14 protein-coding genes are annotated in these 14,441 nt (G+C 65.4%); 9 read left to right on the top strand and 5 right to left on the bottom strand.

The window, feature by feature from the left end:
* Positions 1 to 7: 7 nt before the first annotated feature.
* On the bottom strand, positions 8 to 706 hold the full coding sequence (locus tag L0963_RS16910; protein ID WP_234180706.1) for a TetR/AcrR family transcriptional regulator: 699 nt from the start codon (positions 704 to 706) through the stop codon (positions 8 to 10).
* Between the two features lie 547 nt (positions 707 to 1,253).
* Here L0963_RS16910 and L0963_RS16915 point away from each other — a divergent pair.
* The 8 genes from L0963_RS16915 (at position 1,254) to L0963_RS16950 (ending at position 10,253) form a co-directional block, all read left to right on the top strand.
* The gene (locus L0963_RS16915; protein ID WP_234180709.1) at positions 1,254 to 2,339 is read left to right on the top strand and encodes an LLM class flavin-dependent oxidoreductase; all 1,086 of its coding nucleotides are present in this window, start codon (positions 1,254 to 1,256) and stop codon (positions 2,337 to 2,339) included.
* A gap of 2 nt (positions 2,340 to 2,341) precedes the next feature.
* Positions 2,342 to 3,088: a glucose 1-dehydrogenase gene (locus L0963_RS16920; protein WP_234180711.1), complete on the top strand. Its 747-nt coding sequence runs from the start codon at positions 2,342 to 2,344 to the stop codon at positions 3,086 to 3,088.
* A gap of 61 nt (positions 3,089 to 3,149) precedes the next feature.
* On the top strand, positions 3,150 to 5,666 hold the full coding sequence (locus tag L0963_RS16925; RefSeq protein ID WP_234180713.1) for a TonB-dependent receptor: 2,517 nt from the start codon (positions 3,150 to 3,152) through the stop codon (positions 5,664 to 5,666).
* A 64-nt stretch (positions 5,667 to 5,730) separates the two neighbouring features.
* Positions 5,731 to 6,249, top strand: coding sequence for an acetyl-CoA carboxylase biotin carboxyl carrier protein (gene accB / locus L0963_RS16930; RefSeq protein ID WP_234180715.1), 519 nt, complete (start codon positions 5,731 to 5,733; stop codon positions 6,247 to 6,249).
* Positions 6,249 to 7,616: an acetyl-CoA carboxylase biotin carboxylase subunit gene (locus L0963_RS16935; protein WP_234180717.1), complete on the top strand. Its 1,368-nt coding sequence runs from the start codon at positions 6,249 to 6,251 to the stop codon at positions 7,614 to 7,616. Before accB ends, L0963_RS16935 begins: the two co-directional genes overlap by 1 nt.
* Complete coding sequence (locus L0963_RS16940; RefSeq protein WP_234180719.1) at positions 7,613 to 8,056, top strand: biotin/lipoyl-containing protein; 444 nt, start codon at positions 7,613 to 7,615, stop codon at positions 8,054 to 8,056. The genes L0963_RS16935 and L0963_RS16940 overlap by 4 nt, the downstream gene beginning before the upstream one ends.
* On the top strand, positions 8,053 to 9,474 hold the full coding sequence (locus tag L0963_RS16945) for a 3-hydroxyacyl-CoA dehydrogenase NAD-binding domain-containing protein (RefSeq protein WP_234180721.1): 1,422 nt from the start codon (positions 8,053 to 8,055) through the stop codon (positions 9,472 to 9,474). Before L0963_RS16940 ends, L0963_RS16945 begins: the two co-directional genes overlap by 4 nt.
* Positions 9,471 to 10,253: an enoyl-CoA hydratase-related protein gene (locus tag L0963_RS16950; RefSeq protein ID WP_234180723.1), complete on the top strand. Its 783-nt coding sequence runs from the start codon at positions 9,471 to 9,473 to the stop codon at positions 10,251 to 10,253. The genes L0963_RS16945 and L0963_RS16950 overlap by 4 nt, the downstream gene beginning before the upstream one ends.
* A gap of 42 nt (positions 10,254 to 10,295) precedes the next feature.
* Here the strand turns inward: L0963_RS16950 and L0963_RS16955 are convergent, their stop codons facing one another.
* From L0963_RS16955 to L0963_RS16970, 4 genes are all read right to left on the bottom strand, one after another.
* Positions 10,296 to 11,105: an enoyl-CoA hydratase/isomerase family protein gene (locus tag L0963_RS16955; RefSeq protein WP_234180725.1), complete on the bottom strand. Its 810-nt coding sequence runs from the start codon at positions 11,103 to 11,105 to the stop codon at positions 10,296 to 10,298.
* 4 nt (positions 11,106 to 11,109) lie between these two features.
* Positions 11,110 to 11,751 (bottom strand): 3-oxoacid CoA-transferase subunit B, encoded by a 642-nt coding sequence (locus L0963_RS16960; protein WP_442800567.1) that lies wholly within the window; start codon positions 11,749 to 11,751, stop codon positions 11,110 to 11,112.
* Between the two features lie 13 nt (positions 11,752 to 11,764).
* Entirely contained in the window at positions 11,765 to 12,448 is a 684-nt protein-coding gene (locus L0963_RS16965) for a 3-oxoacid CoA-transferase subunit A (protein ID WP_234180729.1), read from the bottom strand.
* Between the two features lie 93 nt (positions 12,449 to 12,541).
* Entirely contained in the window at positions 12,542 to 13,081 is a 540-nt protein-coding gene (locus L0963_RS16970) for a flavin reductase family protein (RefSeq protein WP_234180731.1), read from the bottom strand.
* A 171-nt stretch (positions 13,082 to 13,252) separates the two neighbouring features.
* Between L0963_RS16970 and ribB the strand changes: the two genes are divergently transcribed.
* Positions 13,253 to 14,389, top strand: a complete 1,137-nt coding sequence (ribB, locus tag L0963_RS16975) for a 3,4-dihydroxy-2-butanone-4-phosphate synthase (protein WP_234180815.1) — start codon at positions 13,253 to 13,255, stop codon at positions 14,387 to 14,389.
* The last annotated feature ends 52 nt before the right edge of the window (positions 14,390 to 14,441 follow it).

The following is a 14,441-nucleotide window of genomic DNA, read 5'->3' on the forward strand; positions in this document are numbered from 1 at the left end:
ACCGCGTTCAGGTCGCCCGGCGTTCGCATTCGAGGAGCCGGATGATGCGCTCGCCGATTTCCGCGCCGGCCTTGGTGAGGTTGCGCGGCTTTCGGTAGAGCAGCCAGGTGATGATGAGCTGGTTCGAGCCGCCGATGATGATCGCCGCGGTATCATATTTGTTGCGCGTCGGATCGACCCAACCCTCGACCTTGCCGATCTCGACCAGGAACTGGACGATCTTCGCAAAGTCGTTGATCGTGTATTGGAGCTCGGTCTCGCTGACGAAAACGCTCGGCCAGATCTCGAGATAGAGGAGGCGCGCCCACTCGGCATGCTCGCGGGCATAGTCCGCCGACATGGTAAGATAGAGGAGCAGCCGCTCGCGCGCGCTCATCGAGGCGGGCGCGGCGGCGCGATAGCTTTCGAAGAAGTCGGCGAGGTAGAACATGGGGACGTCGTAGGCGAGATCCTCCTTGCTCTTATAATATTCGTAGAAGGTCGAGGTCGAGATCCCGGCCTCCGCCGCGATGTCCGATATCTTCGATCTGGACAGGCCGTCGCGCGCAAAAACCCGCAAAGCCGCGTTGAAGATCTGCTGCTCGGTTCGCCGGCTGCGGTCCTGCTTGCGCTCGGTGTCCCGAGTCGCTCGCGCCAATATCTCCTCGAGGAGTTTCTCCCATCCTGCTGCCGTGACGGCCGCGGCGGCGATGTCCTGGACACTCATGATCAACCCGACTTTCTAAAACCGTTTATTGTTCGAGTTTGGACCAGCGCCGCGCCATGGTCAATCGGCGATTATCTGGCGCTGTCTTGAGGCGATAATCGCTACGATATGCTGGCATTTTCTAGGATGTGAGAGGGCAGGTGAGGCGAGAGAAGGAGAGTCGCATTTTTGCAACGCAAATGAAGTTTTCCGACGAATGGTCGATTTTATTTGACGCTAGGTGACGGTCGGCGTAGGAGATTGATGCCGCACCAGCCGAAAGAAGCTGTGCGGCGGCTTTTGGGAGAATCGGCAAATGGCATTCGTCACGGCAACCGCTGGACACCGCTTCAGCCTTAAGGCCGGAGCACGCACGCCGATCCGGCGTCTGCCGCGCGCTTTCGCGCCGCTCCCTCCTTGTTCGCTCTCCGAAAAATCATCGCACGCCTGGATGGGTGCTGCCCCGCGGTCGGCCGCATCGCAAAGCCATGCGGCGAATGCGTGGCCGGGCTATTGAAGCATCGGGTCCGCCCCATCGCGCTGACCCTTTAGGAACGAGGTATCCAACATGAAAATCGGTATGTTTCAGACGCCCTTTCTCCGGCCGGAGCGCAAACCCAAGCAGGTTTTCGAATGGGCGATCCGCCAGGCCGTGCATGCGGACAAGGTCGGGTTCACCGAATATTGGGTCGGCGAGCATGGTACGCTCGACTGGGAATCGATCCCCAGCCCCGAACTCGTCATTGCCGCGGCCGCGCTCCAGACCGAGAACATCAAATTCGGTCCGCTCGCGCACCTGCTGCCCTATCATCACCCCGCGACGCTCGCCGTCCAGACGGCCTGGCTGAGTCAGATCCTCGAGGGCCGCTACATGCTCGGCGTCGCGACCGGCGCCTATCCGACCGATGCGGCGCTGCGCGGCATCACCGACATGTCGAAGAACCACGACATGATGCTCGAGGCGATCGACATCATGGAGAAGGTATGGAAGGCCGAGCCCTTCAGTGTCGAAGGCAAATATTGGAACGCCGGCTATCCCGAGGCCGACCCCAAGAAGAAGCTGCGTGACGTCCGGCCCTGGGGCGGGGATATCCATATGGCGATGACCGGCCTGTCCGCGCCGTCGCCGTCGATCGCCTTTGCCGGGACGCACGGCTTCATCCCGGCCTCGGTCTATGCCGGCAATGAATTCCTGAAGAGCCATTTCGAGACCTATCGCGACAAGATGAGCGAAGCGGGCCGCACGTCGGACCGCTCGGCCCATCGCGTCGTGCGTGACGTCATCGTCGCCGAAACCGACGAGGAAGCGCGCAAGCTCGCGATCGAAGGCGGCATCGGCGACGCATGGAAGGCCTATATCAAGCCGACCTACGAACGCTTCGGCGTGCTCAAGGGCCTGCTCCACGATCCGAATGTCGATCCCGCCGATGTCGATGCCGCCTATCTCGCGGAACATGTCTGGATCGTCGGGTCGGTCGAGACCGTGCGCCAGAAGCTCGATCACTGGATGAGCGAACTCGGCGGGCCCTTCGGCACGCTCCTCATCTACAGCCACGACTATATCGACAATCCCGAACCCTGGGAGCATTCGATGAAGCTGCTGGCGGAGGAAGTCGCACCGAAGATCGCCACGGGCGCGACGGAAGCGGCCTGACCATGGGACGTCTCGGCGGAAAAGTGGCGATCGTGACGGGGGCCGCCCAGGGTATGGGCGAGGCGCATGCCCGTCTCTTTGCCGCCGAGGGCGCGCGCGTGGTCCTGACCGACATCAACTCCGACGATGGCGAGAGGATCACGCGCGAACTGGGCGACGCCGCGGTGTTCGCGCCGCACGACGTTGCAAGCCCCGAAGGCTGGGACCGCGTCGTCGCGCTGGCCAATGCGAAATTCGGTCCCGTCTCGGTGCTGGTGAACAATGCCGGCATCATCGGCCCGGTGAAATCGATCCTCGAGTTCACCGCCGAGGAATTCACCGACGTCTTTCGCGTCAACGAACTCGGCGTCTTCCTCGGAATGAAGGCCGTGCTGCCGGACATGATCGCCAACGGCGGCGGCTCGATCGTCAACATCTCATCGATCGCGGGCATGCTGGGGACGCGCGCATCGTCCAATGCGGCCTATTGCTCGACCAAATTCGCCGTTCGCGGGATGAGCAAGCTCATCGCGGCGCAATACGGCCACGCCGGCGTCCGGGTGAACTCGGTTCACCCGGGATATATTCTGACGCCGATGATGGTCGCCGCGACAGACGAAAAAGGCGGCGGAGCCGCCGACCTCATTCCCCTGGGAAGACTGGCCCAGCCCGATGAAGTGTCGCGGGTGGTGCTGTTCCTCGCTTCGGACGAATCAAGCTTCGTGAGCGGCGCAGAACATGTCGTCGATGGAGCCATGATCGCTGGATAGTCAAAAAAACGGGCGATCGACGCTGCACGGCAGGGCGGTCGCAAAATGGGAGGTGCCTGATATGAAAACCAATAGATTCCTCGCTTCGTCCGCCATGCTGGTGGCGATGCTGGCAGCTGTGCCGGTCGCGGCGCAGACGGCGCCGGCGGCACCTCCGGCCGATACGGAAACCGAAGCCTCGAACAACGAGATCATCGTCACCGCGAACAAGCGCGAGCAGGCGCTGAACGACGTTGGTCTCACCATCACTGCGGCGACCGGCGAAAGCCTCGGCGAGCGCGGCATCAAGGGTCCCGAGGATCTCGCCAAGCTCGTCCCGGGTTTCACCTTCACCCAGTCGATCTATTCGACCCCGGTCTACACGCTTCGCGGTATTGGCCTCTATGACGCGACCTTCGGCGCCGCGCCGTCGGTGTCGATCTACACCGACGAAGTTCCGCGCAACGTCCCGCTCATGTCGGACGGCCTCGACCTCGACATCCAGCGCCTCGAAGTGCTGAAAGGGCCGCAGGGCACCCTGTTCGGCCAGAGCTCGACCGGCGGCGCGATCAACTATATCGTCGGCAAGCCGACCGACACCTTCGAAGTGGGCGGTTTTGCGTCCTATGAACGCTTCGATCGCTTCGAACTGTCAGGCCATGTGAGCGGCCCGCTGACCGATACGCTGCGCGCCCGCCTTGCCGTCAAAGGCGTGACCGGTGGAGCCTATCAGCGCAGCTTCTCGCGGCCCGACGACGAAAATGGCAAAGAGCGCAAGCTGATGGGCCGTTTCTCGCTCGAGTTCGAACCCTTGAGCGCGGTGAAATTCCTGTTCACCGCCACCGGCGCGCGCGATCGCTCGGATCCGCTGGCCTCGCAATATGCCGGCACCAACCTCAATATCTACGGCACGCAGGCTGCGCTGACCGCCTCGGGCAACCCCTATGGCTATGTCGATGCGGCGCGCTACGCCGAGCTGACCACGCCGACGAGCCCGGGCTATGACGCCTCCTTCCTCGGCCGCCAGACCGTCGTCGCCGGCCGCCTGTCGAGCCCCAATGCCGGGGTACGCGCCGGTGCCAACGCGCTGCTCGGAACGCCGATCAGCGATAGCGCCCGCGGTGCGGACTGGGGCGACGGCCTGCTCGGCAAGTCGGACAATGATTATTACCAGTTCGCCTTGCGCTCGGATTTCTCGGTGAGCGACACGGTCACGATCACCTCGACGACCGCTTATGCGAAGAAGAATATCGAATATGCGCAGGACCTCGACGGCACGACCGCCCGCGTCGTCGACGTGCCGCTCGACGGTTATGTGAAGTCGTTCAACCAGGAACTTCGCATCGCCGGCGACATGGGCGCGGTGAACTGGATCGTCGGCGGAAGCTTCGACAACATCAAGACCGAGCAGAACAACTTCTTCTTCCTCGGCGATTATTCGGCAAACTCCGACCTCATCACGCTGACGCGCAACAATTACAACTCGAAGCAGAAGACCTTCGGCCTGTTCGGCAACATCGAAGCCGAGCTGGGCTCGAACTTCACCGTACAGGGCGGCATTCGCTATACGAAGAATGAGCTCGATGCGCTCTACTGCTACAATGATCCGCCGGAAGATACGGCGCAGGGCACGGCGCTCGTCTTCGGCTCGGCGCTCAACAGCGTTCCGATCACGATCCTGCCCGGCCAGTGCTTCCCGACGACGGGCGACCTTCTGCTCGGGACGGCGCAATCGACGCTTGTCCCCGTGGCGAGCAGCCTCGACCAGGACAATGTCTCCTTCCGTATCGGCGCGAACTACAAGTTCGACGGCGGGACCTTGCTCTATGCGACGGTGAGCCAGGGCTACAAGGCCGGCATCTTCTCTGCGATCGGCGCCTCACGCGTCAACCAATACTCGCCGGCGACGCAGGAGAAGGTGATTGCCTATGAAGCGGGCTTCAAGGCACCGCTGGGCGACCGCCGCGTTCAGCTCAATGGCGCCGCTTTCTACTACGACTATTCGGACAAGCAGGTCCGCGGCCGTATCCAGGATACGGTGTTCGGCCTGCTCGAGAAGATGCTGAACGTTCCCGGATCCTATATCTGGGGCCTCGAGGGCGAATTCACCGCCGAACCGGTCGACGGCCTCAATTTCTCGGCGGGCGCGACCTATCTCAAGAGCAAGGTCACCGACGACTATTCGGCAACCCCCGATGGTCTGGCCATCTATAACGCTCAGGGTTTCACGGGCAACTTCAAGGGTTCGAAGCTGCCTTATACGCCCAAGTTCAGCGCCAATTTCGACGCGCAGTACGAGGCCAACCTGTCGAGCGACATGAAGGCCTTCGTCGGCGGGACGCTCGTTTATCAGGGCAAGCAGAATGCGACGTTCGAAACCGCGGTGCTGCGCGCCGACGATTTCGTCATCCCGTCATACACCACGCTCGATCTGCGCGCCGGGATTGCCGCGGAAGACGATCGCTGGCGCGTCTCGGTCTTCGGCCGCAACGTGACCAACGAGTCCTATATCACGGCGGTTTCGACCTATCTTGACACGCTCGTCCGCTACCGTGGTAAGCCTGCGATCTACGGCGTATCGGTCCAGTTCAAATATTAAATGCTCTCCCAGCGTGCGGGGTCGTCATCGCTGGCGACCCCGTACTCTTTTCAGGACGACAAGAATGAGCTCCGGCGAATTTCCCGAGAAACTGACTTTCCTGCTTCAGGAGTTCGAGCGTTCGTCGCTTCGGGAAGTGCATATCCGGCGCGGCGACATCGAAATCTATCTTTCTCGCGACGCATCGCCGGCGGGCCGGATGGCGGTTCGCCGGGACGGGCAGGCGGGCGGAGCGGCGCCGGCACCTGCGGCCCGGCCTCCGGCGGCCGCCCCGGTTGCCGCCCCTACCGCCACGGCGCCTGCTGCAGCGGCCGCCGATCCGGCGGGCGCGCTGCCGCCCGGCGGCGTGATCATCACCGCCCCCAATATCGGCACTTTCTATCGCTCGCCCAAGCCCGGCTCGGCACCCTATGTCGAGGTCGGCGACACGATCGCGGTGGGCGACGAGCTTTGCCTCATCGAGGTGATGAAGCTTTTCACCGCGCTCGCATCCGACAAGGCCGGCCGCATCCACAGCATCCTCGTCGAGGACGGCGTCATGGTCGAGGGCGGCCAGCCGCTCTTCGTGGTGGTGGAAGGCTGATGGCGATCAAGCGCCTCTTTGTCGCCAATCGCGGCGAGATCGCCCTTCGGGTCGTTCGCGCCGCGCAGGCACTCGATATCGAGACGGTCGTTGCGGTGTCCGAGGCCGACCGCGACAGCGCCGCCGCGCGTCTTGCCGACCGCGCGATCGTCGTGGGGCCGGCGGCGGCCGCCAAATCCTATCTCGATCCCCGCCTCATCGTCCATGCCGCGCGCGAAAGCGGATGCGACGGGCTCCATCCGGGCTATGGCTTCCTGTCGGAGCGCTCGATCCTCCCGCGCCTCTGCAACCAGCACGACATCGCCTTCGTCGGCCCCGAGCCCGACATGATCGACGCGCTCGGCGACAAGCTCCAGGCGCGCGCGATGGCGGGCGCCGCGGGTGTCCCGCTCGTGCCGGGAAGCGAATGTATCGCGAGCGCCGCCGACGCGCGCCGCGAGGGCGACCGCATCGGCTATCCGGTGCTCCTCAAGGCCTCGGCGGGCGGCGGCGGCCGCGGCATGGTCATCGCGCATAATGGCGACGATGCCGAGGCGGGCTTTCACCGCGCCTCGGCCGAGGCCGTCGCGGCCTTCGGCGACGGCACGCTTTTCATGGAGCGCTTCGTCCCCGAGGCGCGCCATGTCGAAGTCCAGCTGATGGGCGACGGCAAGGGCAGCGTCCTTCATTTCGGCGAGCGCGACTGCTCGGTCCAGCGCCGCTACCAGAAGCTGATCGAGGAGGCGCCCTGCGCCGCCATGTCCGACGCGCTGCGCGCGCAGCTTCACCAGTCGGCGGTCGACCTCGCCGCGAGCGTCAATTATCGCAACGCGGGCACCGCGGAGTTCCTCTTCGACGTCCAGCGCCAGGAATTCTACTTCATCGAGGTCAACGCCCGCATCCAGGTCGAGCATCCGGTGAGCGAGATGATCTCGGGCTTCGATCTCGTCCAGGAGCAGATCCGCATCGCCGGCGGCGCGGGCCTTTCGGTCGCGCAGGACGACATCAAGCTGTCGGGTCATGCGATCGAGCTGCGTATCAACGCCGAGGATGCCGCGCGCGACTTCATGCCGAGCCCGGGGCGCATCACGCGCTGGGAGCCGCCGACGGGCGAGGGCATTCGCCTCGACAGCCATATGTCCGCCGGGGCGATGATCCCGCCCTATTATGACAGCATGGTCGGCAAGCTGATCGCGCACGGCCGCGACCGCAGCGACGCGATCGCGAGGCTCGTCGCCGCGATCGACGAATTTGCGATCGAGGGCGTGCCGACGACGCTCCCGCTGCAGCGCGCGATCATCACCCATCCCGATTTTGTCGAGAACCGGATCCACACACGCTGGCTCGAGCAGGTCGTGCTTCCCGACTTTGGAAAGGCCGCGGCATGAGCGACGTCAAAGACCCGTTCGCCGCCGCGATCGACGACCTGCGCGCGCTGATGGGGAGCTTCCTCGAGGGCGACTGGACCGAAACCCATGTGATCGATGCGCGCGGCGAGATTTTTATCGCGCGCGAAGGCGGCGGCCCCAATCCGCTGCTCGCCGCGGAGTATGAAGCGGCGTCCGAGGGTGCGGACGATGACTTCGATCCCGGGGTAACCGGCGCGCTGCGCGATATCGCGGCGCCGCATGTCGCGACCTTGGTGACGGTCCTCGCGGTCGGCGACCGTGTGGCAGCGGGCGCCGAACTCGCGCGTCTCTCGGTTCTCGACGAAGAGGAGCCGTTCCTTGCGGCCGCCGCGGGCGTCGTTGCCGAAGTCTGCGTATCGCCGGGCGCGCTCGTCGAACATGGCACGATCCTCGTCCGCCTCCGGGAAGAAAGCGAATGACGGCAGTTTCGCGGGTCGCCGTGTGCGGCGCCGGTGCGATGGGATCGGGGATAGCGCTGATCGCCGCGCAAAGCGGTGCGACGGTGCGCCTGTTCGATCTGTCCGCCGACGCGCTGGCCGCCGCACGGGGGCGCACGGGCAAGGCGCTCGACGGACTCGTCGCCAAGGGGCGCCTCGATGCCGCCGATGCGGCGGCGACCCTCGCGCGCATCATCTGCACCGAGGATCTGGACACGCTTGGCGACAGCGAGCTGGTGATCGAGGCGATCGTCGAAAATGCCCCGATCAAGGCTGAGCTGTTCGCGAAGCTCGAGGCGATCGTCGGCCCCGATACGGTCCTTGCGAGCAACACCTCCTCGCTGCCGATCGCCGGCCTGGCAAAGCCGCTGGCGCGGCCCGAACGCTTTATCGGCATGCATTTCTTCAACCCGCCCGGCGCAATGAAGCTGGTCGAGATCGTCTCGGGTCCGGCAACCGATGCGGCCGCGACCGACACCGTCACGGTGGCGGCCAAGGCGTGGGGCAAGGTCGCGGTGCCCGTCGCCGATGTGCCGGGCTTCATCGTCAATCGTGTTGCGCGCCCTTTCTATGCCGAGGCCTTCACGGCGCTCCAGGAGCAGGCGGCGAGCGCCGGTGCGATCGACGCCGCGGTGCGCGCCGCCGGCTTTCGCATGGGGCCGCTCGAACTGACCGACTTCATCGGACAGGACGTCAATTTCACCGTCGCCCGCTCGGTCCATGACGCCTATTTCGGACGCACCCGCTTCGTGCCCCAGCGCGCGCAGGCGGCGCTCGTCGACGCCGGCTGGTATGGGCGCAAGACGGGGCGCGGCATCTATGATTATTCGGACGGTGCTCCGACGCCCGCGAGCGTCGATGCGGTGCCGCGCGCGGTTCCGGACGGACAAGGCCGCGCCGAAGCCGAGACCCTGCTTCGCTCGGCGCCCGGCGACCTCCTCGCCGTCGGCGGCGCGTCGATCGGCATCACCGCCGGGCGCCCGGCAAGCGCAATCGCGGCCGAAACCGGCACGCCCGTCGCGCTGATCGACTGGACGCTCGCCGAGAATGAGGGGCCGATCCTCTTTGCGGCGTCGGACGGTGCAGCGGCGGAGGTCGTGATCGATCTTGCCAGCGCGCTCGGGCGCGCCGCGATCCGCATCGCCGATCGCCCGGGGCTGATCGTCTGCCGCACGCTCGCGCAGATCGCCAACGCCGCCGCCGATGCCGTGTTCGAGCATGTCGCGGGCGAGGAGGGCATCGACGCCGCGATGCGCTTCGGCGCCAATTATCCCGTCGGCCCCTTTGCCTGGGCCGATCTTTACGGCCGCGGCCGCGTGCGCAGCGCGCTCGCGGCGATCGCCGACGAAACCGGCGAGGCGATGTATCGCCCGTCGCAATATATGAGGAACTGGACGTGAGCGAAGCCGATGCAAGCCTGACCGCGGAGCGGCGCACCGAGCATGTGCTCCTCCTCCGTCTCAACCGGCCCGAAAAACGCAATGCGCTCGCGACCGACCTGCTCGGCCGCATCGCCGATGCGCTCGACGCGGCGGCCGCCGATCCCGCCGTGCGCGCGGTGATCGTGACCGGAAACGAGAAGGTCTTCGCGGCCGGCGCCGATATCGGCGAGCTTGCCTCGCGCGATACCGCGGGGGCGATGAACGATCCGCGGCCCGCGATCTGGGCGCGCATTCGCGGCTTTTCGAAGCCGCTGATCGCCGCGGTCGAGGGCTGGTCGCTCGGCGCCGGCAACGAGCTCGTCATGTGCTGCGATCTTGTCGTGAGCGGTGCTTCGGCAAAGTTCGGCCAACCCGAAACCAATCTCGGGATCATCCCCGGCGCCGGCGGAACCGCGACCTTGCCGCGCCTCGTCGGGCGCGGCCGCGCGATGAAGATGGTGCTGCTCGGCGAAGCCTTGACCGCCGCCGAAGCCTTGCACGCGGGACTCGTCACCGATGTCGTGGGCGACGGCAATGCCGTCGCCGCGGCACTGGAGCTCGCCGAGAAGATTGCGGCGCGCGCGCCGCTCGCCATGCAGCAGGGCAAGGCGCTCGTCCGCGCAGGGTTCGAGAGCCACCAGACCGCGCATCTCGCGATGGAGCGCCAGGCCTTCGCGGGCCTGTTCGGCACCGCCGACAAGGTCGAAGGCGTGACCGCTTTCCTCGAGAAGCGCCCCGCCGTCTGGCAGGGTCGCTAAGGCTTCGGCCGGCATCGGGCCGGTCAGCCGGAACGTGGCTGGTCAGCCGACAGGCGGCCGGTCGGAACCGCTCCGCGACTTGAGTGCGTCCTGGACGCCGCTCCGGCTCGCTTCATTTTCGACGAGATCGCCCGAGGCGCGCTGCGAGCGTTCATAGGCGGCGAGCCACGCCGTGCCTTCGAGCTCGAGCGTGTCGCGCTTGCGCGCCTGCATCGCTGCGGGATCCTTCGCCGCGAGCTGCTCCGCCAGCGCGAGCGCGCGGGGGAGAACTTCGCTCTCCTCGACGACATAGTTGAAGAAACCCGTCGGCGCGAGGTCCGCTGCGCTGAAGCGCGCCCCGGTGTAGAGCATCTCGCGCAGCTTCGGCTCGGGGAGCCGCAGCGCGGAAAAGCGGCCGGCGCCGCCACTGAGCAGGCCGAAATTGATCTCGGGCACCGCGAACGCCGCCGACGCGGCGGCGACGCGAAAGTCGCAGAGGCTCGCGAGCACCATGCCGAGCCCGATCGCTGGCTTGTTGATCGCCGCGATCGTCGGCCGGTCGAGCGCATGAAAGCGCGGCAGTACGCTGTTGATGAACGCATAGCGCTCGGCGCGCGCAGCCTTGGTGATGCCCTCGAAATCGTGGAGATCCGCGCCGCCGCACCAGGCCCGCGCATCGTCGGGGGCGGCGAGGACAAGCACGCGGATCGCCGCGTCGCCCTCGACATGGGCGATGAGATCGCCGAGCGCGCGATATTCGGCGATCGAGAAGGCATTGACCGGCGGCCGCGAAAAGGTGGCGATCGCGACGCCGTCGGCGCGGCAGTCGAGCGCGAACGCCCCGAAGACGAGCGGTTCCGGCGTCGCCGCCACCGCGTCAGGCGGCCATTTCGAGTTCGAGGCCGGTGAGCTTTCTGAGCTCTGCGAGATCGAGGCCGCCCACCATCTCGACGACCTTCGCGCCGTCGGGACCGAGGTCGAAGATGGCAAGGTCGGTATAGAGCCGCGAAATGCAGCCGAGACCGGTCAGCGGATAGCTGCACTCCTTGACGAGCTTGCTCTCGCCGGTCTTCGACAGGAGGTCCATCATCACGAAGACCTGCTTTGCGCCGACCGCGAGATCCATCGCGCCGCCGACCGCCGGGATCGCGTCGGGCGCGCCGGTGTGCCAGTTGGCGAGATCACCTTTTTCGGACACCTGGTACGCGCCCATCACGCAGATATCGATATGGCCGCCGCGCATCATCGAGAAGCTGTCGCCATGGTGGAAGAAGCAGCCGCCGGTGAGGAGCGTGACCGGCTGCTTGCCGGCGTTGATGAGATCCCAGTCGATATCATCCTCGGCGGGCGCCGGCCCCATGCCGAGAATGCCATTCTCGCTGTGCAGGAAGAAGTCGCCCTCGGTGGGGAGGAAATTGGCGACCTTCGTCGGCAGCCCGATGCCGAGATTGACATAGGCGCCTTCGGGAATGTCCTTGGCGACGCGCGCCGCGAGGGTTTCGCGATCCATCCGCTGCATGTCCATATCTCCTTCAGGCCGCCGCCGCCGAGCGGGTCGGGATCGCGACGATGCGATTGACGAAAATACCGGGGGTCACGACGATCTCGGGGTCGAGCGTCCCCAGCGCATCGACTTGGTCGACCTGCACGATCGTGTTTTTCGCCGCCATCGCCATGATCGGCCCGAAGTTGCGTGCTGCCTTGCGGTAGACGAGGTTGCCCCAGCGATCGGCGGCCCAAGCTTTCACCAGCGCGAAATCGGCGTGGATCGGATATTCGAGCACATATTGGCGCCCGTCGATCTCGCGCGTTTCCTTGCCCTCGGCGAGCATCGTTCCATAGCCCGTCGGCGTGAAGACCGCGCCGAGACCCGAGCCCGCGGCCTGGATGCGGCAGGCGAGATTGCCTTGCGGGACGAGTTCGAGCTCGAGATCCCCCGCACGGTAGCGCGCCTCGAAATGCACCGAGTTCGCCATGCGCGGATAGGAGCAGATGACCTTGCGCACCCGGTTCGCCTTGATGAGCGCGGCGATGCCGACCTCACCGGTGCCGGCATTGTTGCTGATGATCGTGAGGTCGGTGGCGCCATGATCGACGACGGCGTCGATGAGTTCGGCGGGAACGCCCGCCTCGCCGAAGCCGCTGATCATGATCGCCGCGCCATCGTGCAGGCCCGATACGGCCTCGGCGGCGGAAGCGGCCAGCTTGTCAATCATCTGTCCTGTCCTTTGAATTGCCCAACATCACTCGATCCCGATCGCGGCCGGCCGTCTCGCGCGTGCCTTGTGCCCGTCCTTATGCTTATCCTTTCACCCCGCCGCCAGCGGCGCGGGCGTACAATATCCGCCGTCCATATAGAGCAAGGGCTCGGCGCCCACGGTCTTCGTCATATGCCGCACCCGCCCGATGAAGATATCGTGCGTGCCATGGCTGTGCCTGGCCTCGAGCTCGCATTCGAAGACCGCGACCGCGCCCTTCAGCATCGGCTGGCCAAGCTCGCCCGTGTCCCATTGCCCGTCGAGGAATCGCGCGGCGCCCGAAAGGCCGCGCTGCGCCGAGAAGATCGCGACCGTCTCGACATCGTCGGTGGAGAGAAGGTTCACGCTGAACCGCCCCGAAGAGACGATCATCTCGTTCGCGCTCGCCGAGCGGTTCACGCAGACGAGCAGCATCGGCGGCTCGGCGCACAGCGAGTTCCAGGCGGTGGCGGCCATGCCCGTCCGCTTGTCGCCGTCGGCGGAGCAGATCAGCGCGACGGGGCCGGGCACCACGCGCATTTGCGCGACGAAATTGGCCCGGTGATCGTCGGGGCAGCAGTCGGCCTGCAAAGGGACGGCGCTATCGGCCAAGTGAGAGCTCCAAAACCGATGAAAGATCGGATATTGATAACACCGTCTGCGAATTGTTCAAGGTATCTCTTGGCAAAATTGATTCCTAGGCGTAGATAATTCGATAGATCATTGGATTTCTGTGGGACTCGAAGGAGCGTGATCATGGGTAATGTGGGAACAGCGGATTCCATGATCGCGGCACGAGGGGAGAGCGACATGGCCAAGCTCGCGATAGCGACGGTCGAGGAAATCATCGACGAGGCGCGCAACGGCCGCATGTTCATTCTGGTCGACGATGAAGACCGCGAAAATGAAGGCGACCTCATCATCCCGGCGCAGATGGCGACTCCCGATGCGATCAATTTCATGGCCAAGCATGGCCGCGGCCTGATTTGCCTCGCGATGCAGAAGCAGCGCTGCGAGCAGCTCGGGCTCGAGATGATGTCGAACAAGAACCGGACGCGGCACGAAACGGCCTTCACCGTATCGATCGAGGCGCGCGAAGGCGTGACCACCGGAATCAGCGCCGCCGACCGGGCACGTACGATCGCGGTGGCGATCGATGCCTCGCGCGGCTCTGCCGACATCGTGACTCCGGGTCATGTCTTCCCGCTCGTTGCGCGCGACGGCGGCGTCCTCGTGCGTGCCGGACATACCGAGGCGTCGGTCGACGTGGCCCGTCTCGCGGGCCTCAACCCGTCGGCAGTGATTTGCGAAGTGATGAAGGCCGACGGCAGCATGGCGCGGCTCGACGATCTCGTCGAGTTCGCGGCCAAGCACGAGATGAAGATCGGCACGATCCGCGACCTCATCGCCTATCGCCGCAAGCACGACCGGATGATGAAGCGCATCGGCGAACGCAAGGTCGTGAGCGAATTTGGCGGCGAGTGGAAAGCGATTGCCTTCGTGAACGAGTCGACCGGCGAGGAAACGCTGGCGCTCGTGAAAGGCGAGATCGATCCGGCCAAGCCGACGCTCGTGCGCATGCACCTCCTGTCGATCATGCACGATGTCTTCGCCGAGGCCTCCGACCGCACGCACCTCGTCGAAAAGTCGATGGAGATGATCGGCGCGGCGGGGAGCGGGGTCATCGTCATGATCAACCGCTTCGTGAACGATTATGTGAGCCGCGCGCTCGTCCCGTCGAGCGATCCCGTTCGGCGCGATATCGCGCGCAGCCTCGAGCTTCGCGACTATGGCGGCGGCGCCCAGATCCTCGCCGAGCTCGGCGTGCACGACATGATCCTGCTGACCAATGCGCCGCAGTCGCTGGTGGCGCTCGAAGGCTATGGCCTGTCCATCGTCGAGCAGCGCCCGATCGTCTGATCGCTGTGACGCGCCGCGGCGCCGGCGAATGGCTGATGAGGAGATGAGGGCG

The organism is Sphingopyxis sp. NFH-91, from assembly GCF_021401285.1.
Classification (GTDB): Bacteria; Pseudomonadota; Alphaproteobacteria; order Sphingomonadales; family Sphingomonadaceae; genus Sphingopyxis; species Sphingopyxis terrae_A.